The organism is Shewanella dokdonensis (genome assembly GCF_018394335.1).
Classification (GTDB): Bacteria; Pseudomonadota; Gammaproteobacteria; order Enterobacterales; family Shewanellaceae; genus Shewanella; species Shewanella dokdonensis.
On sequence record NZ_CP074572.1, the window covers coordinates 3,868,878 to 3,890,089 of the forward strand.

The 21,212-nt window shown below is 44.9% G+C and carries 25 protein-coding genes, 2 tRNA genes and 1 pseudogene; 19 read left to right on the top strand and 9 right to left on the bottom strand.

Annotation, left to right across the window (positions count from 1 at the left end; all coding sequences use genetic code 11):
* Positions 1-11 precede the first annotated feature (11 nt).
* The 3 genes from KHX94_RS18555 to KHX94_RS18565 all read left to right on the top strand — a co-directional run bounded on the left by KHX94_RS18555 (position 12) and on the right by KHX94_RS18565 (position 3,071).
* Positions 12-1,895, top strand: coding sequence for an ATP-dependent nuclease (locus KHX94_RS18555; RefSeq protein ID WP_213681716.1), 1,884 nt, complete (start codon positions 12-14; stop codon positions 1,893-1,895).
* Between the two features lie 382 nt (positions 1,896-2,277).
* A complete protein-coding gene (locus KHX94_RS18560; RefSeq protein WP_213681717.1) occupies positions 2,278-2,703 on the top strand; it encodes a hypothetical protein in 426 nt (141 codons plus the stop codon).
* A 5-nt stretch (positions 2,704-2,708) separates the two neighbouring features.
* On the top strand, positions 2,709-3,071 hold the full coding sequence (locus KHX94_RS18565) for a hypothetical protein (protein ID WP_213681718.1): 363 nt from the start codon (positions 2,709-2,711) through the stop codon (positions 3,069-3,071).
* A gap of 300 nt (positions 3,072-3,371) precedes the next feature.
* On the opposite strand, the gene KHX94_RS18570 is transcribed toward KHX94_RS18565, so the two are convergent.
* From KHX94_RS18570 to KHX94_RS18590, 5 genes are all read right to left on the bottom strand, one after another.
* Positions 3,372-3,656 (bottom strand): hypothetical protein, encoded by a 285-nt coding sequence (locus KHX94_RS18570; RefSeq protein WP_213681719.1) that lies wholly within the window; start codon positions 3,654-3,656, stop codon positions 3,372-3,374.
* A gap of 11 nt (positions 3,657-3,667) precedes the next feature.
* Positions 3,668-4,324 carry a hypothetical protein gene (locus KHX94_RS18575; RefSeq protein ID WP_213681720.1) on the bottom strand — a complete coding sequence of 219 codons (657 nt, stop codon included), beginning with the start codon at positions 4,322-4,324 and terminating at the stop codon, positions 3,668-3,670.
* Positions 4,325-4,557: 233 nt separating this feature from the next.
* A tRNA-Val gene (locus KHX94_RS18580) sits at positions 4,558-4,634 on the bottom strand.
* An 18-nt stretch (positions 4,635-4,652) separates the two neighbouring features.
* Positions 4,653-4,729, bottom strand: a tRNA-Val gene (locus tag KHX94_RS18585).
* Between the two features lie 147 nt (positions 4,730-4,876).
* The gene (locus KHX94_RS18590; protein ID WP_213681721.1) at positions 4,877-6,241 is read right to left on the bottom strand and encodes an MATE family efflux transporter; all 1,365 of its coding nucleotides are present in this window, start codon (positions 6,239-6,241) and stop codon (positions 4,877-4,879) included.
* Positions 6,242-6,269: 28 nt separating this feature from the next.
* Here KHX94_RS18590 and KHX94_RS18595 point away from each other — a divergent pair.
* A pseudogene (locus KHX94_RS18595) lies at positions 6,270-6,883 on the top strand (riboflavin synthase subunit alpha).
* A 1-nt stretch (position 6,884) separates the two neighbouring features.
* Here KHX94_RS18595 and KHX94_RS18600 read toward each other — a convergent pair.
* Positions 6,885-7,079 carry a CPXCG motif-containing cysteine-rich protein gene (locus KHX94_RS18600; protein ID WP_213681722.1) on the bottom strand — a complete coding sequence of 65 codons (195 nt, stop codon included), beginning with the start codon at positions 7,077-7,079 and terminating at the stop codon, positions 6,885-6,887.
* A 421-nt stretch (positions 7,080-7,500) separates the two neighbouring features.
* Between KHX94_RS18600 and thrS the strand changes: the two genes are divergently transcribed.
* From thrS to rplT, 4 genes are read left to right on the top strand one after another with little or no spacing between them, the layout of a single operon-like run.
* Positions 7,501-9,429, top strand: coding sequence for a threonine--tRNA ligase (gene thrS, locus KHX94_RS18605; RefSeq protein ID WP_213681723.1), 1,929 nt, complete (start codon positions 7,501-7,503; stop codon positions 9,427-9,429).
* Between the two features lie 3 nt (positions 9,430-9,432).
* Positions 9,433-10,029 (top strand): translation initiation factor IF-3, encoded by a 597-nt coding sequence (gene infC, locus KHX94_RS18610; RefSeq protein ID WP_213683517.1) that lies wholly within the window; start codon positions 9,433-9,435, stop codon positions 10,027-10,029.
* A gap of 25 nt (positions 10,030-10,054) precedes the next feature.
* Positions 10,055-10,249 (top strand): 50S ribosomal protein L35, encoded by a 195-nt coding sequence (gene rpmI / locus KHX94_RS18615; RefSeq protein ID WP_011759880.1) that lies wholly within the window; start codon positions 10,055-10,057, stop codon positions 10,247-10,249.
* 15 nt (positions 10,250-10,264) lie between these two features.
* Entirely contained in the window at positions 10,265-10,624 is a 360-nt protein-coding gene (gene rplT, locus KHX94_RS18620) for a 50S ribosomal protein L20 (RefSeq protein WP_133039520.1), read from the top strand.
* 107 nt (positions 10,625-10,731) lie between these two features.
* Here the strand turns inward: rplT and ttcA are convergent, their stop codons facing one another.
* The 3 genes from ttcA to etrA form a co-directional block, all read right to left on the bottom strand.
* Positions 10,732-11,679, bottom strand: coding sequence for a tRNA 2-thiocytidine(32) synthetase TtcA (ttcA, locus tag KHX94_RS18625; RefSeq protein ID WP_213681724.1), 948 nt, complete (start codon positions 11,677-11,679; stop codon positions 10,732-10,734).
* 70 nt (positions 11,680-11,749) lie between these two features.
* Positions 11,750-12,679, bottom strand: a complete 930-nt coding sequence (uspE, locus tag KHX94_RS18630) for a universal stress protein UspE (RefSeq protein ID WP_213681725.1) — start codon at positions 12,677-12,679, stop codon at positions 11,750-11,752.
* Positions 12,680-12,776: 97 nt separating this feature from the next.
* Positions 12,777-13,520, bottom strand: a complete 744-nt coding sequence (etrA, locus tag KHX94_RS18635) for an electron transport transcriptional regulator EtrA (protein WP_213681726.1) — start codon at positions 13,518-13,520, stop codon at positions 12,777-12,779.
* A 1,221-nt stretch (positions 13,521-14,741) separates the two neighbouring features.
* On the opposite strand from etrA, the gene KHX94_RS18640 reads away from it, so the two are divergent.
* The 11 genes from KHX94_RS18640 (at position 14,742) to KHX94_RS18690 (ending at position 21,212) form a co-directional block, all read left to right on the top strand.
* Positions 14,742-15,758 (top strand): hypothetical protein, encoded by a 1,017-nt coding sequence (locus tag KHX94_RS18640; protein ID WP_213681727.1) that lies wholly within the window; start codon positions 14,742-14,744, stop codon positions 15,756-15,758.
* A 230-nt stretch (positions 15,759-15,988) separates the two neighbouring features.
* Positions 15,989-16,846, top strand: a complete 858-nt coding sequence (locus KHX94_RS18645; protein ID WP_213681728.1) for a major capsid protein P2 — start codon at positions 15,989-15,991, stop codon at positions 16,844-16,846.
* Between the two features lie 8 nt (positions 16,847-16,854).
* Entirely contained in the window at positions 16,855-16,998 is a 144-nt protein-coding gene (locus KHX94_RS18650) for a hypothetical protein (RefSeq protein WP_213681729.1), read from the top strand.
* Between the two features lie 8 nt (positions 16,999-17,006).
* A complete protein-coding gene (locus KHX94_RS18655; RefSeq protein WP_213681730.1) occupies positions 17,007-17,240 on the top strand; it encodes a hypothetical protein in 234 nt (77 codons plus the stop codon).
* Positions 17,241-17,367: 127 nt separating this feature from the next.
* Entirely contained in the window at positions 17,368-17,553 is a 186-nt protein-coding gene (locus KHX94_RS22040) for a hypothetical protein (RefSeq protein WP_213681731.1), read from the top strand.
* Positions 17,529-17,888 carry a hypothetical protein gene (locus tag KHX94_RS18665; RefSeq protein ID WP_213681732.1) on the top strand — a complete coding sequence of 120 codons (360 nt, stop codon included), beginning with the start codon at positions 17,529-17,531 and terminating at the stop codon, positions 17,886-17,888. The genes KHX94_RS22040 and KHX94_RS18665 overlap by 25 nt, the downstream gene beginning before the upstream one ends.
* Entirely contained in the window at positions 17,888-18,700 is an 813-nt protein-coding gene (locus tag KHX94_RS18670; protein WP_213681733.1) for a hypothetical protein, read from the top strand. Before KHX94_RS18665 ends, KHX94_RS18670 begins: the two co-directional genes overlap by 1 nt.
* Positions 18,700-20,211: a hypothetical protein gene (locus tag KHX94_RS18675; RefSeq protein WP_213681734.1), complete on the top strand. Its 1,512-nt coding sequence runs from the start codon at positions 18,700-18,702 to the stop codon at positions 20,209-20,211. Before KHX94_RS18670 ends, KHX94_RS18675 begins: the two co-directional genes overlap by 1 nt.
* Entirely contained in the window at positions 20,208-20,450 is a 243-nt protein-coding gene (locus tag KHX94_RS18680; protein ID WP_213681735.1) for a hypothetical protein, read from the top strand. Before KHX94_RS18675 ends, KHX94_RS18680 begins: the two co-directional genes overlap by 4 nt.
* Positions 20,447-20,860, top strand: coding sequence for a virion protein (locus KHX94_RS18685; protein ID WP_213681736.1), 414 nt, complete (start codon positions 20,447-20,449; stop codon positions 20,858-20,860). Before KHX94_RS18680 ends, KHX94_RS18685 begins: the two co-directional genes overlap by 4 nt.
* Positions 20,814-21,212, top strand: a complete 399-nt coding sequence (locus KHX94_RS18690) for a hypothetical protein (protein WP_213681737.1) — start codon at positions 20,814-20,816, stop codon at positions 21,210-21,212. The genes KHX94_RS18685 and KHX94_RS18690 overlap by 47 nt, the downstream gene beginning before the upstream one ends.

Here is a 21,212-nt window from a genome sequence, read left to right on the forward strand (position 1 = left end):
GGAACGAAGGAATGAGATCTAAATTATTAAGTATTGTAGTGAAGAACATCGGGTGCATCGGGGATGACGGTGTGAAAGTCAAGCTTGACGATATTCTTTGCTTAGTTGGACCGAATAATTCAGGGAAAACCACTATTCTTCGAGCTTATGAGCTCGCTTTTACCCCTAGTTTATTCAAGATCACCGATGATCGATGTAATTGGTCCACTGCGGAACAACTTTCCGAAGTTATTCTTGATGTACACATTCCAGAAGGGATGGGAAATGTGGATGAAAAATGGAAAATTATTGAGGGTGAAAATAGAGTAGTAAGAAGCTCATGGGTTTGGGATGAATTTGGAAAGTCTATAAGAAGGACTTGGGACCCTCCGACAGGTGATTGGGCAGATGACGGTAAAGCTGGCGGAGCGGATAATGTATTTAAATCACGTTTACCAAAACCTATGCGTATTAAATCGCTAGATGATGCAGTAACAACTGAAGATATCCTGCTGACTCTCGCACTTAGTCCGCTGATTACACAGCTCAAGGCGTTAGAAAATGATAAAGAATCTCAGATATCTAAAGATAAAGCTGCCTTAGCTGCGACAGTAAACGCATTAGCAGTCCCCCATCAAGAACGGCTCTCAACGATTTCGCAGCAAATTCAGACGGGATTTCAAAGTATCTTTCCAGGTCTTGGCGTCAAACTCCATGTCTCAATGAACTCTCCAGAGTTAAGACTCGAACAACTTTTGAAACAGGGTTCAGGTTTATTCGTTGATGAAGCTTCAGGACAATCTCGCATAGGTCAACAAGGCACAGGAGCTAGGCGGGCATTATTCTGGTCAATGTTACAAGTCCATAATGAGATTAGTAGAGAGATAGAGAAACGAGACGGTTTACTTAAGACTCTAAGGGATAAGCTTAAAAAAGAAACAAAGAAAAAGCCTCTAGGAGAAGAGGGAAAAGAATTAATTAACCAACAAATAGCGGCTCTTGAAAATGGGGGCTCTATTCCTGAAGATTCAGAAGACCCAGCATTGCCTGGTTATATTCTACTAATGGATGAACCCGAGAACGCCTTACATCCAATGGCCGCCAGAGCAGCACAGATGCACCTCTACGAGCTAGGAAAGCATCCCGACTGGCAAGTATTAATAACAACACATTCACCATATTTTATTAATCCTCTTGAGGACCATACGACCATTGCTCGTATGCAGCGTTCAGTCGATGGTAAATCACTAACTCCAAGGCTATATGTTTCAGATGAGGCTAGCTTTTCATCTGTAGAAAAGGAAAATTTACAGGCACTTCAACTTACAGACGTTGGTTTTGCAGAAATTTTCTTCGGAAGCTACCCGATAGTTGTCGAAGGAGACACTGAGCATGCAGCTTTTATTTCAGCAATAGTGAAAACTCAACATGAACTTTCCGGAAAGGTAAGTATCATTCGTGCCCGCGGTAAAGCGGTTCTTGTGCCTCTTATAAAGATGTTACGTCATTTCAAGACAAACTTTGGAATCGTGCATGATATTGACTGGCCTTACACCAAAGATGGGGCTGACAATGGGATGTGGTCAATCAATATGGATATCCGCGATCAAATTATAAAGTGTAGAGAGCAACACTTATCTGTATATCACCGCTGGAGTATTCCTGATTTTGAACGTTTTCTAGGTGGCGAAAAACTTGGGAAAGATAAGCCATACGAGGCATTTAAGCGTTTGAATGGAGATTCCGGCTTAACTGACAGAGTACAAAAGCTTATTTCATGCCTGTTTGAAGGCGATCTCTATGACCCTGCTGGATATGACACAGATGAGAAGTTTAGTGAGCAAATCTTAGCGCAGTTAAAAGAGTGGGCGAAAGTAAATGGTGAGCAAGATAATCCACGTCTTAGTGGAGCATAAATTTTGTCTAGTCGCGCGAACATAAAGAAATGGTAGGTGATAACATATTAACAATTGCTCGCTAACAAGTACTAGGATTGGTTTCGGCGAGGAGAGGCTAGCCATTAATTATTACAAAGGGATGTACTCATGAATGAAGAATTTGACTCATCTAGTTTGGCAAAAAAATACGAGTCCAAGTTGCAAAAAAATGAGATCGAAATAGTTAAGAAACTACTAATTGCGACGCGAAGCGTTTTCCTAAAGCAGATCTTTTTGTTGTTAAGAACTCTGAAAATGGGAATCCTGTATTGCGTTTCGGTGCACTAGGGGATAAGAAAAATCGTGTAGTTCTATCTGTAAGCTCGCCTAATAGTCAAGGGAAGAAAAGGCCTATAGTCTCTTGGGGTGGCCAAGGAACAACAACCCCAAAGCGAAGAACTCTAGAATCCATAAGCTTAAAGGTATTAAAAACGTATTCGGTACAAAAGGAACTAAGGGCATTACGTTAGCGGATATTGATGTTGATTCAATTGAGCGTTATGTCGATTTTTTGAAATGTCACAATGATCAGTTCTTGCAGAAATGTTTTGATGGGGCTTCTACCTGTTCCTTATCTTTTAGTGATTCACTTGGAGTTAGCGAAATTGGGGAAGGTAAAACCAGATCTGATGACTCATCAACAGCGACGACTTCAAAACGGAGACTTAGTGGAGAGGAAGTCGAAGCGTGGTTAGAGGAAAAATCCGAACTTCAAACACCATTAATGAACTATCTGGACGATGTCCTAAGTAGTTATGATGTTTCCAAAGAGAAAAAACTAACGTAGGGTCAATGGACTTGTTTTTAAGCCCTAAACCCCAATGCGAGAAAAATCCCTTTGTAGTTATAGAGCTAAAGGCGATTAAGCCCGAGGCTAGTGAAAATGGTGGAAATCGGACTAAAGTGAGACAATCTTACGGTCAGCTTCTCGACTATTCAGTGAATCTGCGTACTCCTACAGATTTCAATAATATTGAACGTTGGTTGGTTATCAAGCATATCCCTGATGATTGTAGGAATTTGTTAGAAAAGCTGACTCAGTTAGATTCCAATTTTTCGGTTTGGACTTACAATGAAAGGGACAAAATGCCACTTGTTCTAAAGTTGGGACGCTCTAAGTCCTCAGGCTTGCTTTCTGGTGGTACAAAACCGTAGTACAATAGCTAAAAATTAAGGTGCATAACCTACTGAATTCTAAAAGGTTCATAAAATTTAGCACGATTCGAGGGTTCGACTCCCTCCTTCACCGCCATAATTAATAGACGGGGATCAGTAACTTACTGGTTCCCGTTTTGCTTTTGGGACCATTTTGGGACCAAATTACCGTTTATATGTCCTTCTGTGTCCCTATCAAATCCGAGCATTCCTGAACCTTGAGCCGCACTTATTCATAAGTGCGGTGCCGCACAATTACGCGGCACGATATCATGTTGTCTAGCTTGACTCTAAAGCCCCTTACAGGAGTTTTTGCAACAGACGAAGCGCTGCTTTGGCAAACGCCTCCGAGCCGTTGACAATACGGTTAATTTTATCCTGTTCACTCGTTGCATCATTGACGATCTTCATCAAGTCAACACAGGATTTGAGGTCAGTTGTGTCGGGGAAAAGGGCTTTAACTTCCGCGTCCTTGAGTGATGTAAGCGATGAAAGTTGCGAGGCAAGCTTATCATTGGTCTCAATGACGCTGTCATCGATCGCTTGTTTTACCTCATCACTAAATGTGTCCCAGTCGATAGGCATGGTATGCTCCTTTAGAATTTGCCTTTTAGGGCGTTGATTTCATCCATAAATTCAGTGGCTTTGGCTTCATACTTGCTCGCATCATCCGCATACTGTGTTAATTTCGCCACAGCCGCATCGACTTTATTTAAATAATCAGCATATTTACCATCATCCCCCGTGATCATCTTCAGGTAACGATTACGATTTTCTGTTATTTGAGACGCTGATGTGAGGAAGGAAGTAATAGTGTTATTGATTGCATATGCCTGCGTGTATTCAGCATCTAATGCACTGAGCAGTTTGCTTTCCAGCTCATTGACCGGCTTGAGTAGCTGCTGACGCTGCTGATTGAGAGCTTCCTGCACTTGAGGCGCCACATGTAATAAAAATTTGAGTCTATCGGCCTTATTGTTTTCTGACACGATAGTATCCCATGCCTTAGCGATCGCGGGTTTACTGAAAAAAGTATTCGCAAACTCAGGAAGCCATTGTTCGTGCATGAAGATATCGATTTGTTCGCGCTTGTTGTTGAAGAATTGCTGTAATAACGCCTTGTGACTGGCTTCTAACACTTGCAGATGGTTGCCAAGTTCGATGGAAAGCTCTGGCGCTTCTGGTGGCGTATTGGTACAGCCGGCGACCGCCAATACAAGCGTCGAGACAATAAAAAATCCCTTTATATTCATAATATTCCTTTATTATTTCAATAGATGGTTGAACCTTTCAGTAAGCCGTATAACAGAAACACTGATATGTGTTAACCACAGGTGATTTCTGCCAAGATTACAATTTTAGTAAACACTGTGAATTTTGCATGTTAATGATATGCGAACAAGAAGGGCGGGTAACAACGCCGTTATCTTAGATAAACAGGGATATGCGCTGATGCTATGATTGTCACGATGGAAGAGGAATGACTTGGTACACCCGAGTGGACTCGAACCACCGACCCCTACCATGTCAAGGTAGTGCTCTAACCAGCTGAGCTACGGGTGTATTGAAGATTGTGCAAATTGGTACACCCGAGTGGACTCGAACCACCGACCCCTACCATGTCAAGGTAATGCTCTAACCAGCTGAGCTACGGGTGTACACTAGATTGCCAGATGCCATGCATCAGACGGACGCTATATTAAAGTCCAGCAACGGATTCTGGCAAGTGAAAAAACGTTTTTTGTCATCGGATGGTGATTTGCTGTGCAACTTTCACTATTTGTCTAAATTAATCTAATAAAACGTCACAATTCAATGAGATCACCTTTACGGATCCGCCGCTGAATAACCCGCAAACGCCATGCATAGAGTAACGCAGCCGTAGTCAAACCAGCAATTAGCCCACACCAAAAGCCATAAGCCCCAAGTTTTGCTGTTAAACAGTCGGTATAGGCCAATAGATAGCCTAACGGCATACCAACGCCCCAATAAGCCAGTAAAGTAATATAAAAAGCGCTACGAGTATCCTTGTAACCCCTTAATGCACCAGCAGAAATCACCTGGACTGAGTCGGATAGCTGATATAGCGCCGCCATAAACATCAGCCCGGAAGCCAAAGAAACAACTTGAGGGTCTGTGTTATACAGCAGGGCAATATCCTTTCGCAGTAACACTGTCAGCAGTGCAGTGACTGATGCCAAAGAAAAACCGAGGATCAAGCCGATTTTACTGACGACGGCTGACTGTATCGGCTCATTACGTCCGAGATAGTAACCAACCCGGATTGAGACTGCGATACCAATCGATAGCGGTACCATAAAAACAATGGAAGAGAAGTTCAGCGCTATCTGGTGACTGGCAACCACCTGGGCTCCAAGCGGCGCTAACAGTAAGGCAATAATAGAAAACAGGCTCACTTCAAAAAACAGGGCCAGCGCAATTGGCATACCGAGTTTGCTCATCTTGATGATAGTCTGCCATTGTGGGCGTTCAAATACATCCGGTAGCCGAATAGCCTTAAACTTCGGATGAAACTGCATATAGATAAACATTGTCAGGCACATTGCCCAAAACACTAAAGAGGTTGCCACACCACAACCGGCACCGCCCATGGCGGGTAGGCCAAAGTGTCCATAGATAAAGACATAATTGGCGGGGATGTTAACCGCCAGCCCGACAAAACCAATGATCATGGCGGGCATAGTGTAGGAGATGCCTTCACTACAACTGCGTAATACCTGATAGATTAAAAACGCTGGCGCGCCCCACAGCAGTCCGTGGATATAATTTTCAGTGACCCGATAAAGCGCGGGTTCCAAATCCATACGATCCAGAATGACACTGGCAGAATCGAGAAACAGCATCACACCGATAGCGCCAATTATGGCAATATAAACCCCTTGATATGCCAATGGTCGGATCTTATCGAGATGACCAGCGCCAAATTGGTGTGAGATCATTGGGGTAAATGTCAGTAGCAGTCCGTTGATAAACAGTATTGCCGGTAACCACAGACTGGTGCCTATCGCCACGGCCGCCATATCGGTGGCGCTAACACGCCCAGCCATCATGGTATCAATGAATCCCATCATGGTTTGAGTGACTTGAGCCACCAATACCGGCAATGCCAACTGCATGATACGTTTGGCGTGAAAAACTGACTGAGTCATGACTATCCTTTAAACCAGAGAGAAAAGCATGTTTACAGGTATTGTTCAGGCCCGCAGCAAAGTGCTGGCCATTGAGAAAAAACCAGGGTTGCATACCCTACAGGTTGCGTTATCACCAGAATTACTGGAGGGATTACAAACCGGGGCCAGTGTTGCCAACAATGGCGTATGTCTGACCGTGACGCAGGTGGGGCATGATAGGGCGTTTTTTGATGTAATGGAAGAGACGTTAAACCTGACCAACCTTGGTTCATTACAGCAGGGTGATGAAGTTAATATTGAACGCTCATTGCAATTCGGTAAGGAGATCGGGGGCATATCCTTTCGGGGCATATTCATACCCAAGCCAAACTTATTGAAGTCGACCATACCGATAGTCACTATGACTTACTGCTGGAGTTGCCTGCATCGTGGATGAAGTATGTGCTGTATAAAGGGTTCATCGGTATCAATGGCTGTAGTCTGACTATTGGAGATATTCAGCAAAATCGCTTTAGCCTGCACTTGATCCCTGAAACACTACGGCTGACCAATCTTGGGGATTATCGACCGGGAATGTATTTTAACATTGAAATAGACAGTCAAACCCAGACCATAGTGGACACAGTAGAACGCGTACTCGCCCAAAAAACACTTGGTTGAGTTAGTAAAACTGCTCGTCATCGGCATCAACATGCAGTTCGATGCGTTGGTGCTGATGATCTATGTGCATCCTTATATGGATAGGGTTGCAACAGATGCGACAATCACTGTAAAACTCTTGGTCGCCACCACTTGAGTCAAGTGCTAGCGTTTGTTGATGCCCGCAGTGGGGGCAGCAGATGGTTTGTTGTTTCATCGCAGTCTCGCTTGGCGGTTTATGGTTCAGTTAAATTATAGATGATGAATATTACGGTGCATTCTGCACTGCTACCGTTCTAATGAGTTAACAGCAAAAACTGAAAAAAATAGAAAATATAAAAAATACTAATTTTATCAAATCGTTACATTATTTAATTATTTCATCTAATGTTTTGAACCGTACTCGTCTGGTTATGCCAGAGAATAAAAAAGTAATGAAATTAATTGCAATCGAATGTGTTGATTTGGTTGCGTCGCCAAAGGCTTATCCTTTAAAATCAACGGCTCATTTTGTGGTTCACAAGGCTCTTGTATTGTCTTACTCCACTAAAATGCACACGTTTTCACTTTATTCTTTATTTATACAGAATCAGCCAAGTGGCCCTGCGTGTGGGTCACCACTGGACTAAGGATTATTCATGCCTGTTATTACTTTGCCGGACGGAAGCAAACGCGAATTTGCTAATCCTGTTTCTACTCTGGATGTTGCCGCCGATATCGGCCCAGGGCTTGCGAAAGCCTGTGTCGCTGGGCGCGTAAATGGTCAGTTAAAAGATGCTTGCGATCTGATCACTGACGACGCTGAACTCTCTATCATCACCGCCAAAGATCAGCAAGGATTGGAAATTATTCGCCACTCCTGTGCACACCTGTTAGGCCATGCAATTAAGCAACTGTGGCCAGAAACCAAAATGGCGATTGGCCCGGTGATCGACAACGGCTTTTACTATGATGTTGACCTGGAACATAAATTGACCCAGGAAGATCTGGATAAGCTGGAAGCGCGAATGCTCGATTTAGCCAAAACTGATTATGACGTGGTTAAGCATGTTGTCAGTTGGCAAGAAGCGCGGGACACCTTTGCCGAGCGCGGCGAGCCCTATAAGATAGCGATTCTCGATGAGAATATCAGCAAGGACGACCATCCGGCACTGTATCATCACCAAGAATACACAGACATGTGCCGTGGCCCCCACGTGCCAAACATGCGCCTTTGTCATTATTTTAAACTGATGAATGTTGCGGGCGCCTATTGGCGTGGCAATTCTGACAATAAAATGCTGCAACGTATTTACGGTACAGCTTGGGGCGATAAGAAAGCACTTAAAGCCTATCTGCAACGGTTGGAAGAAGCCGCCAAGCGGGATCATCGCAAGATTGGTAAACAGCTTGATCTGTACCACATGCAGGAAGAGGCTCCAGGAATGGTGTTCTGGCATCATGACGGCTGGAGTATCTTCCGTGAACTTGAACGATTTGTTCGCACTAAACTTGATGAATACAACTATCAGGAAGTGAAAGGTCCATTCATGATGGATCGGGTGCTGTGGGAACGTTCAGGTCACTGGGATAAATATGCCGATGCCATGTTCACCACTTCCAGTGAAAACCGTGAATATGCTATCAAGCCCATGAACTGCCCAGGGCATGTGCAGATTTTTAATCAGGGGCTCAAATCCTATCGTGATCTGCCATTGCGGATGGCTGAATTTGGTAGCTGCCACCGTAATGAGCCATCAGGCTCCTTGCACGGTTTGATGCGTGTGCGTGGTTTTACCCAAGATGATGCGCATATTTTCTGCGCCGAAGAACAAGTTCAACAGGAAGTCAGCAGTTGTATCAAGATGGTCTATGACATCTATGCCACTTTTGGTTTCCAGAATATTGTGGTGAAACTGTCTACTCGCCCAGAAAAACGCATTGGCGATGATGCAATGTGGGATCGCGCCGAAGCAGCATTAAAGCAGGCTCTGACCAATAATCATATTGAATATGACATTCTGCCAGGCGAGGGTGCTTTCTACGGTCCTAAGATAGAATTTACCTTGCATGATTGTCTGGATCGCGCATGGCAGTGCGGTACCGTGCAGTTGGACTATGCTTTGCCTGGTCGTCTTGGTGCTACTTATGTGGCTGAAGATAACAGTCGCCAGGTACCAGTGATGATCCACCGGGCAATTTTAGGTTCATTAGAGCGTTTTATCGGGATTCTGATTGAAGAATATGCCGGTAAATTCCCAGTATGGTTAGCGCCATCCCAAGTTGTCGTGATGAATATCACCGATAAACAGTCAGATTATGTTGAAGAAGTCGTCGGTTTCTTTAAGTCTCATGGCATTCGAGCTTGTAAGGACTTGAGGAATGAGAAGATTGGCTTTAAAATACGCGAGCACACGTTGCGACGGGTTCCCTATTTGCTGGTTGTAGGCGATCAGGAAATGGAAAATAGAGAAGTCGCTGTACGCACCCGGGACGGGGTCGACTTGGGCAAAATGAGCTTAGACGCTTTTACCGCTCAAGTAACTAAACAGATTTCGCTCCGTAGTCTTGAATTGTTGGAGGAATAGGTCATAAAGATCAAAAAAACAGCAGGCCGTCAGGCGGCCCCGAACAGAATCAATGATGAAATTACCGGCGTATCAGAAGTACGTTTGGTAGGAATTGAAGGAGAGGCTCTTGGGGTTGTTGGTATTAGACAAGCCCAAGAACAGGCTGATGAAGCCGGATTAGATCTGGTTGAGATTAGCCCAAATGCCGAGCCGCCTGTATGCCGTATCATGGACTACGGTAAATTTTTGTTCGACAAGGCTAAGGCCCAGAAAGAACAGAAGAAGAAGCAGAAACAGGTCCAGGTGAAGGAAATTAAATTCCGCCCCGGTACTGATGAAAACGACTATCAGGTAAAACTACGCAACCTGATTCGTTTTCTAGAAGACGGAGACAAAGCGAAAGTTACGTTGCGTTTCCGCGGGCGAGAACTGGCACACCAAGGGCTGGGTATGGAACTATTGAACCGTATCAAAGCCGATCTTGATGAAGTCGCAGTTGTTGAAGCTTTCCCGAAAATGGAAGGTCGTCAGGCTGTGATGGTGCTAGCGCCGAAGAAAAATAGTAGGGCATACAAAGTAGTGAGGAAGCTTTTCCAAACTCGCCTTACGTTTTATTAATTATCCCAATGCGGAGTTTTTAGTAATGCCAAAAATGAAAACTGACCGCGGTGTGGCTAAGCGTTTTAAGAAAACCGCTAATGGTTTCAAACGCAAACAAGCCCATCTGCGTCATATCCTGACCAAGAAGAGCACCAAGCGTAAGCGTCACCTGCGCGCTAAGTGTTTAGTTGCTAAAGTAGACGTGCCAGCAATTGCACGCCAACTGCCATACGCTTAGTAGGAGGATTGAAAGATGCCAAGAGTTAAGCGTGGTGTAACTGCACGTGCTCGTCACAAGAAAGTTCTGAAACTTGCCAAAGGTTACTACGGTGCCCGTTCACGTACTTATCGTGTAGCGGTTCAAGCAGTAACTAAAGCTGGTCAGTATGCTTATCGTGACCGTCGCCAGAAAAAACGTCAATTCCGTCAACTGTGGATTGCACGTATCAATGCGGCTTCTCGTCAGAATGGTTTGTCTTACAGCCGTTTTATCAACGGTCTGAAGAAAGCGTCTATCGAAATTGATCGTAAGATTTTGGCAGACATCGCTGTATTCGATAAAGTTGTATTCGCAACTTTAGTTGAGAAAGCAAAAGAAGCACTGGCAAACTAATTAACCATTAATTAGTTGTTGTTGCATTAAAAAGGGGCCAAATGGTCCCTTTTTTATCAGCTATAAAAAAAGTCTGCATCAGCAGACTTTTCTCGTCTGGGATCTTGCTATGGCGTGTAAATGCCAACAACTTCAATGCGTTGATGTTTGGCAGCCTTATCTAGGTCAATATGCCCGCGGTTTTCTACATCCATAAAATCAAATGCCGGCAAATCTGCATCGGCGACATCTCCCGATACTTCCGCATTGGGATCTTGTTGCAACGATACAAAGTCAAATGCGTTACGATCTACCCCTTGTGATGGTGCGGTGTTCTGCATTGCGGTAAAGATAGTTTCAATGCGACCGGGGAACTGCTTATCCCAAGTTTTGAGCATACTTTTGATTTCGGCACGCTTGAGATTTTCCTGGGAACCACACAGATTACAAGGAATGATAGGAAAACGTTTCAGCTTGGCATATTCGGCAATATCTTTTTCTCGGGAATAGGCTAGGGGACGGATCACCACATTGGCACCGTCATCTGATAACAGCTTGGGCGGCATTGCCTTCATTTTGCCGCCATAGAACATATTGAGAAACAGCGTTTCAATGATGTCATCCCGATGATGTCCCAACGCTATTTTGGTTGCCCCAATTCGCTGCGCAAAACCATAGAGCGTACCTCTACGTAAGCGCGAGCATAAAGAGCAGGTGGTTTTCCCTTCAGGAACCTTTTCCTTCACGATGGAATAAGTGTCTTTTTCGAGAATATGATAAGGAATATTCAGACTATCCAAGTAGGCTGGCAGTATGGCTTCTGGAAAACCAGGCTGTTTCTGATCCAGATTGACAGCAACAATATCAAAATTCACCGGAGCCCGCTGCTGTAGGTTAAGCAGAATATCCAGCATAGTGTAACTATCTTTACCACCAGATAGACAACACATTACCCGATCGCCTTCTTCAATCATGTTGTAGTCGGCAATGGCGCTCCCCACCTCGCGGCGCAAGCGCTTTTGTAATTTGTTGAGACGAGTTATCTGCTTTTTATCGAGTTCAGCTATATCAGCCATAAAAAACGCGCCCAATTACTACTAAAGTCAGGGCGCGTATTATTCCAGCTAATGTTTTGAGGGTAAAGGGCTAATCTTCCAAAGGCGACTTATAACCATCGGGTTTAATGGCCAACAGATCACAATTAACAGAGTCAATCACGTGTTCGGCGGTATTACCGATCAACGCCGCAGAGAAACCGGTACGGCCAACGGTTCCCAGGATCACCAATTCTGCATCGATTTTTTCGGCGACTTCGGGGATGACATCCTCAGGTAAACCCTCTTTGACATGGCAGTTCTTACAATCAATACCATAATTATTGGCAAGATAGTTGACCCGCTGTTCATGCTGCATCCTGATAGTCTCATTATAGGTATGAGCATCAAAATCTGGCAGCTCGATAGCCAGGTTCACCGGGGTTCCCGGATACCCATTAACCAGGTGAACTTCAGCATTGAATTTAGAGGCAAGTGCTTGTGCATGTTCAATAATTTTGCCATTCAGTGATAAATGATCTTCATCTTCAGATGCCACATTGACTGCACACAGGATCTTACCATCCAACGGCCAAGCTTTTTCTTTTACCAATAACACGGGCAGGGGAGCTTTACGTAACAAGTGCCAATCTGTTGGGGTAAAGATCACGGCCTTCAATTTATCATGCTCATGAGTGCCTTTAACCAACAGATCAAACTTCCCTTCAATCGCAAATTTAATAATGCTTTCAAAAGGGCGGTTGTGCCATACCACTTCATAATGAACGTCAATACCTTGTTCATGGTAGGGCTTAATCATATCGGCTAGCCAAGCTTTACGCTGATTGATAACCCCCAATCGCATGGCCTCCCGTTCCTGATTAGACAGGATGGAAGTCATTTCATAGGAGAGGTCAAAAATGGATAAAAATGCGGTGACCGAAGCTTTATTGCGGCTAGCAAGCTCACATGCTCTTGCTAGGGCAGACTGTACGTCAGAGGTAGGATCGACAACAACCAACAACTTTTTATAGTCCATCATGGCAGTTTTTCCTTTTTCCAGATGACATAACTATATCATGTGCCATCACTGGCAATTTGTCTTGCTGAAGATCAAAAAAATGATATCGGCTACAGAGTTAGTGAGCAATACCACCCAGTTCATAGAGTGCCGCTGAGTCAACAATCGTGATGTACTTACCGTTGACTTCAATTAACCCAGATTTCTGGAAGCGTCCTAATAAACGACTGATGGTTTCCACAGTAAGGCCAAGGTAGTTACCAATGTCACCACGCGTCATACTCAAGCGAAATTCACGAGGGGAAAAACCGCGGTTACCATAACGCACCGCTAAATTACCGATAAAAGCGGCTAATCTTTCTTCAGCATTCTTTTTGCTGAGCAGCAGGATCATGCTCTGATCTGTCATGATTTCGCTACTCATCATTCGCATGATCTGTTGCCTTAACTTAGGCATGGCTCCAGATAGTTCATCTAAAGTATTGAAAGGGATTTCACATACCATAGAAGTCTCAAGCGCTTGCGCAAAACTTTGGTGTTGTTGGGAGTGGATGCCATCAAAACCGATAACATCTCCCGCAAGATGGAACCCGGTTATCTGCTCATCACCTTGTTCCGTAATGGTGTAACTCTTAATGGTTCCAGAACGAATGGCATATAGAGACTTCAGCGAATCTCCAGATTTAAACAACTGCTCGCCTTTCTGAATCGGTTTTTTGCGCTCAATGATATTATCAAGCTGATCCAATTCATTGTTATTAAGCGTAAATGGGATGCAAAGTGTCCCCATACTGCAGTCATGACAATGAATTGCACAGCCCCCGGTTGCAGGACGGCGAAGTTTATTGTTATCAATAGCCATATTCGTTCTCGTATGAAACTGCCGTTGTCATGGTAACCAAAAACCAGCAGCACTACCAGTCAGCGAATAAAATCCTTTGCGAAAATACGACGTGATGCAAGTTGTTGATTACCGTAACCGCTACTGAACTATGTTCGATAAACGCAAAACTGCGAAAATGATGTTATCTATAATGTTAATATTATGATTTTAATGTATTTTTTGTTTTGTTGTTTCACCAGCATTTGACCCTGAGTTAACTTGTTTGTCGGCGTCGAACGCCACATTTGCCTTAGACTTTACACCGACTTTTAACCAAAAAAGCAGTCCCAAACCAATAAGCACCAACAGCATTGCCAAAGGCAAAATTATGTACATGATGTTTATGGTCAATTTCTATATACCTCAACACAAAGCCAAAATCAGGGATATCTTACCTAGACACAAATCTATTGACTAGGCGTCATTCATTATAGTTCCCATCTATCAGTAACAACGGTATTCAGGATTACGAGATAAGTGCTGATGTAGCCGTCAGTCCGTCAACGAGCCCGCGCCAACAGTACCTGTTAACGTGCCACAATTACCACAGCCGAAGAAACCAAGCTGGTTTCTGGCAAGTCCAGCGCTATCAAAGCCGGGATTAAACGGCTAAAACTGTCACGGAGCCTTATCTGGGATCCTGTGGATGAATACGGCGAGCTAGCAAACGTTCGTATTATTCGCTCCAAAGAGCGGGCAGATTTGCTGAAACGCTACCAACACGGCGCGCTAAAGGGCAGAAAGCCGGGAAATGTTCGAGTTTTGGGCGGCCTGTGCCTTTGCATGGTGTAACGCCTGTATCGTGGCCGAAGAACTGGCAGACGTGACAACAGCCGGGAAAGCCCCGCCGCATTGGGGGCAAGTGGTTCGTAGGGGCAGGGCAAGGGGCTTGCCCCCATATTCGCCATTACACAACGCCCAAGCGAATCAGACAAAACCACCGTGGGCAACGCTACACTGGTGCGCTGTGGCCGCCTGAACCGCGCCAACGACCGAAAGTACATGGCGCAGGAGTGGATATAGATGTAGGTATGATTTCTAAGCTAAAACCGTTGGAGTACGTTGAGCGGGATGGGTATAGCGGAAAAATCAGCAAGGGAAAACTGTAAATAAAGTATGTTAACATATTTGTAAGAACTAAGTTGATTCGTGATAAATGATGAGGTATAAAAAATTTTTAACAGTAATTAGTATGTAATTATGGATGATATATTAAAAGCTTTTAAGGCTACACTATATGATAAAATCTCCAGTCCATTAGTATCATCATTTTGTATAGCATGGTCGATATTAAACTATGAAGTGATATTAATCATATTCTCAAGCGACACGGTCAGAAATAAAATATTAGATATAGATTTACACTTTTATAAATTCAACCACTTTTCATCAGTTCCAATAATAGATGAAGGAATCGATTTTAATATGCCTTTATATGGGCAGTTAATTGTTCCATTTCTATTTGCATCATTTTATGTTTTGCTATTTCCTGTTGTTGAAAAATATTTTATAAGAAGATGGAATCATTTAAGAAATATAAATGAGAAAGAAAGGATACTGGCTCAAAATAAGCAGCCAATAGATGAGGATAAAGCTATTATATTGAAACAAAGATATTATGATTTAGAAAGAAATAAGATTTTTGAGTTGGAGTCAAAAGATAAAGAAATTTTAAGCATTAAAAGTAAATATGATGAACTATTACAAGAATCTGAGGAATTAAGATCTTTCAAACGAAGCTATAATGACCTAAAGCCTTTACATGATAGTCTACAAAAAATTGTTAATGATTTAAAAGATGATAAATTGAAACTTCAAAATGATTTGACACATGCAGATGAGTCAATATCTGCCCTAAATGAAGAGATTCTAGAAAAAGATACGCACATAAAAGACCTAATGGATACCATTAAGTTAGATAAAGACCCTACTAATATTAACATGTATATACCAAATGAATTATTAAACTTTTTCACTAATAATGATATTGAAAGTTACAAAAAAATCAGTGATGAGATGACTAAAAAGTTATTAAATCCAAATAGCGCTGTTAATTATAGGTCTTTGAATGAAATGCTGTCTCGTAATGTTGACAAGGATTCAAGAAGACAATTTTTTATGAACACATTAACGAAGGATAAAAGATTTCATATCCAAGGAGATTCGATATTCTTAACAGAAGCTGGTCAGAAGTATGCTTTTTTAAATGACATGTAGTTAATAAATACGTTAACGAGTCCACTACCAATCACTAGTAAAAATCTGTAAACCTATCCCTGCAAACACGCTGTGAAGCGTCTTTAACCGTAACGCCGTGAGGCGTCAATTTCCCAAGGGGATCACCATGCTTAAAAAGTATCTGCCCATGATTGCTGTCGCCGCTCTGGTGGTGTACGCATCAAATCGTGTCACCTCTGTTCGCCGTGTAATCGGCTAAGGGGTGAATAATGGCACGTCAATTTAAAAAACTGCCGAGTTTTTCCAACGTAACTGCGGGTAACACAGCAACGCTGGAACTCCCTCTGGGTCTGACTTACGACAAGATCCATATTAACTTTTCTGGCGTTACGCTTGCCCAGATGAAAAACCTGCGGGTAGAAGTGAACGGCAAACCCATCCGCGAATACAAAACCGCTCAGGTGTTGCAGGATGAAAACAAATACTATGGCCGCAATGTTAGCGCCACTGTAGTTGATTTGTGCTTCAACCGTGACGAAATGAAAACCTTGCCAGAGGCTCGCTCTTTTGGTCTGGGCACCAGCTCAGCGCCTTATCCGGTGCAAAATGCTGATGGCTCGGTGAGTATGGTCACACCTCCGGCGATTGCGAACGTTACGATCAGTATGGACATTGACGGCGCGGCCACTAACCCAGTGCTGACTGCTTACGCCATTCTGAGCAACCCGGCACCCATTGGCTTTATCACCAAGGTGAAGAATTACCCGATCACCATTGGTGCAGGGCTGACTGAAGTAGACAAGATTGTCCGGCCTGAAACTGCCCGTATTGCGGCACTTCATGTGATCACCGCTGCCACCATTGAAAAGCTTGAGCTGGAAATGGACAGCATTGTCATGTCTGACATGCCGAAAAACATTGTCGAAAAAATTCAGGTGGACAATGGCCGCGCTCCACAGGCGGGACGGACTGCGCTGGACTTCTTTCTAGAAGGGGACATGTTGCAAGCGCTGCCCATGAAAGGAGTGCAGGATCTGCGACTGCGCATTAGTGCGGCAGAAGGGACAGCGTCAGGAACTCCGGCCACTCTGGTAGTGGAATACTTTGACGGTTACGCCGGGATCTAAGGGGGCTTATGGCTTTCGACTTTTTAACCGGCAGTGTCAGCGACTACCTGAGCGGCAGCTCAAATGTGCAGGTGCAGACACCCACACTGGCAACCAGCCCTATGTCTACTGGCTTTTTTCTCAGGCCAATGACTTTCTGGCAGGGGCGCTGAACAACTACATGACATATACGCAGATCCAGAACATCAAAGACTCTGGCACCGCAGGTCAGAAGGAAGTGCAGCAAACCGTCCAGACGCCGAACCCAAACAGCGATCAGACCTATGTATCACCGGGGCAGCAACAGGCACAGCAGATGGCGGCTGGCCTGACAAGCGGCCTCAAGATTGGCACCGGAACGCTGCTGGCGATTGGTGGTGGCATTTTGGTGCTTTGGTATCTGTCGCGGAAATAGGGGGCAACATGTTGAATCAAGCGTTCTTCAAACAAGTGGCCGCCGCGACTGTGGCCGGGTTACTGGTGTGGTACTTCACCAAACCGAAAACCAGCACTACTAGCGCGACCAGCACGGAGGCATAGCAATGCCTATTCCGAGCATGAGTAATTCCAGCGCGTCCGGTTCCGGCACAGGCGATCAGAGTCAGGGAGGAAACGCCTTTCAAGGTGGCTCTGTGAATTTCGCCGCGGGTTCCAGCGCTGGTATTAATCCGGTGTTTATCTTGGTGACTGCGGCGGTCGTGGTATGGCTAATCACCAAACGCAAATAGACCGGGCATGGCAACTGCTGGCGCCAGCTCTTGGCTCAGACCTGCGCATTATTCAACGCGAGGTGAAGCAAGGGCTGGCACAGCTTATCTCTTGGGGTGACGGAGAGTTTTACACCGTGCTTCGGGGAGAAACCGCCGCCACTGGCAACGAGCTGGTGATTGTGGGCGGAGCCGGGAAAAACGCCGCCAAATGGACGGCATTAATTCATCAACAGGCGAGGGCGCAGGGCTTCAAAACCGTGCGGCTGCATACGCTGAAACCGGATGCAATGCTGCGATTAGGTAAAGGGCTTGGCTACCACAAGGCCGAGACAATTTTAAGGGCGGAATTGTAATGGGTTCCAGTTCACGCAGTAACAGCAACCAAAGCACCAGCAACGCATCGACAACCTTTGGCATTCAGGGGGCGAATAACGGGCTGGTGTTAAATGGTAGCGGTAACACAGTCACCGATGGCGGCGCATTCAGCATCGTTAATGACCTAGTGCGCTACCTGTTGCCAGATTTGGCGTCAGGTGCAAACAAGGCCGCATCGGATGCCTTGTACGCCGCCACAGACTTGGCGCAAGCCGGAGTAAATCAGAATCAGGATTTCTTACGCGCTGGCGTTGATTTATTTGGCGAAACCTCCAATGCACAACAGGAAATGATGCGCCTTGGCGCAAATGTGCTGACCGATACGGGCGATATTCTTACCCGGCAACAGCAAGAGTCGTTCGACTTTGCGCGAAACGTTACTGACCAGTCCATTAATGCCGTCAGCGACACCGCAGACACGGCCATTACGGCTAATCGCCAAGTCACGCAGGACGCTATCGAAGGCAATAAGGACTTGGCCGTCATCGTGGCAGATTCCCTGCAAACGGCCAACGATAACAACACCATGCTGGCGAAATACAGCATGGATAACAGCGCCGTTCTGGCGGAAAACCTCAGTCAGACCGCGCTGGATTCAGTAAACGAAGCCAACAATGACGCCTTTAAACAGTTGGCCAGCGGCTTTGAATCCATGATGGGCTTTGCCGAGCAGTATTCACGCTCAGACGGTGCCGACTTGGCCGCACAGAACAACCGCACCATGTTGCTAGCACTGGGCGGCGTATCGCTCACCGCCTTGGCTGTCGCTTATATCATGCGGAGTAAATAATGATTATTTCTCAGACCATCCGAAACGGCCTCTGTATCGTCAACAAAACCGGATCCTATTTCCAGCTTATCAGTGCGTCCGGCATTGTTAACGTTACCCTCAATCTGGCTGGCCGTTCCGTGCTTAATTCCAAAATGTGGGTGGGGATGAATCTGGATAAGGCCATGCCTTATGACGAGATCGTTATTACCGCCGAGCAGGACGGGGCAATCGAGTTCTGGGCAGGTGATGTGTCAATGCAACTCTTTGCATTCAGCAATGATGCAGCTAGGGCAATAAAAACATCAACAAAATACATAAAAACAACCACACTTTTAACAGATGCTAACTATTTGCGTAAATTGCTGAGATTGCGTGCAAGTGATGAAATATATGTTGGCGGGTTTGGTGTATCACAAGATGGTTGGCGTTTAACAGGGAATGAAATTACCGAAATTCCTATTGCTGGAAGTGTCTATGCATACGGAAAACCAGCCGTTATCGACTTATCAACAAGTGCATTTGTTCAGAACGATGCTAATTTTTGGGATGACTACGGCGATGCATCAAACGAGCACAGATTAGTTTTGGATAATGGTGCAGTAAAGCTACAAAAAGCAACATACTTGACGATTAACACTGGTGATGGTTGGACGACACACCAACAATTTATCGGTAATTCAAAGCTGGTTGCTTTGCATTATTCACGTAAAAGAAATGAAGTATATCTGTTGATATGTAACGGCGTTGATACGCTTTGGCTTTATAAGTCGAAAGACAACGGATTAACATTTGAGTTATTTTCTAGGGTTGAAAATACAGAAATTGCAGTAGGTTCAAGTCAGTGGGGAAATAAAGCATTTTTTGAATGGGAAGACTATTTAACGCTAAATTCATCAACATATAAGCGCGCTGTTGTATTTAATATGAATAGCGGATATGTAAAAGAGTTTGATTTTACAAGTTGGGTGTATTTTTTATCGTTAATTTATATTGATAACGACCAATACTATACAGTCGGTTTAAATTCTGGTGCAGCTAATGCTGCAAATATTAAGCTGCAAAAATGGACAGGTACAACGGTAGATGATTTATATACCTGCGGAGGTTCACCAAAACTTAATTTGGATGAATCTGGACATTTCTGTCTTAGGGATTCACTAATTGGTAATTGGTTTTTAACGAATGATTTTGGACAAAATTGGTATGAGTCTGCAACGCAAGTAGCTCAAAGTGAACCGTTTTCACTTCCTTGTTACGTCGACAATGGTATTTGGCTTGTATGTGACAATCAAAGCTTGGTGGCACTGCAAATTAATGGAAGTTCAGTTTTACAAACCGTGATTGGTACAGACCCAGCATCTGGTAGCTCGGTTGATGGGTTTTATAGCGGTAATATTCAATTCACGAATGACGGAACAGTTTATAGAAGTTCTGGATCAAGCGCTGCTGGTAAATACGCAAGTATTTACCAGCTAACAGCTGATAACCTTGCGCCTGTAAAAGTAGAAGTCATGGAGCTGTTGGCGTGATGCGCAACGTGGCACTGGTCGCGGGAACAGTGGCTATCGGCATTAGTGCATGGCTCTGGTGGCGTGGCCGCCAGTCCGTGACTGTTGTCAGCCAACCGCAGCCAGGCACAACCGCCCCAGATAGTCTGGTGACTGCCGGAGAAGATTTACTGAATATCAACTGGGATCAGTATCTGTTCCCAACATCGACCGCTGAGACAGCGGCCAATTCACAGTACCCAATACAGGGGAAAACGTGATGCAACCAAGAGGCATTACCAACAATAACCCGCTCAACATCCGCGAAAACAAAATGGTCGACTATGACTGGCTTGGGGAAGCGGACGGCGATTGGGATCCACAGTTCGAAGAATTCACAACACCGTTTTATGGCATCCGGGCAGCAGCGCGCATTCTGCGCAACTACCGCACTAAATACGGGGTTAATACGGTGCAAGGTATTATCCGCCGCTGGGCACCGCCAAGCGATAACAATCCTACGGAGAGTTACATTGACTTTGTGGCTAAAAATGCTGGCGTTACTGCAACGCAAACCTTGGGAGCTGCCGACTATATCAAAGTCGTTGCGGCCATGATCCGCTTTGAAAATGGGTTTAATCCATATGAAACGAGCCTTATCGCCAATGCTGTTAGCGCCGGGATGGAGTAATGCGCTAATTGCCGCAGCGGCGGCATTTATCGTCTGGAAGTTGGCGCAAGGGCTAAACCGGATGGACAACGCTGCCGCCGTCATTACCGAACCTGCCGGACAACTCTGGTCAGATGTCGCGGCCACGGCTAACGGCTGGTCGCCAGTCGAGGCCACACAAGCGGGATTCATCCTTAACAGCAAGTACGTATCACGGGACGGTTACATCAACAGCACATGGCGAAAGGCCATTGAACAAAGCCATCCCGGCAATGCCGCGCTGTTCGATGAAATCACCACTGGCGGCCAAGTCAAACCGCAGTATCTGTACTTAATCGACGGCATAGTGTCGTCAGCAACTATCAAGGGGTGA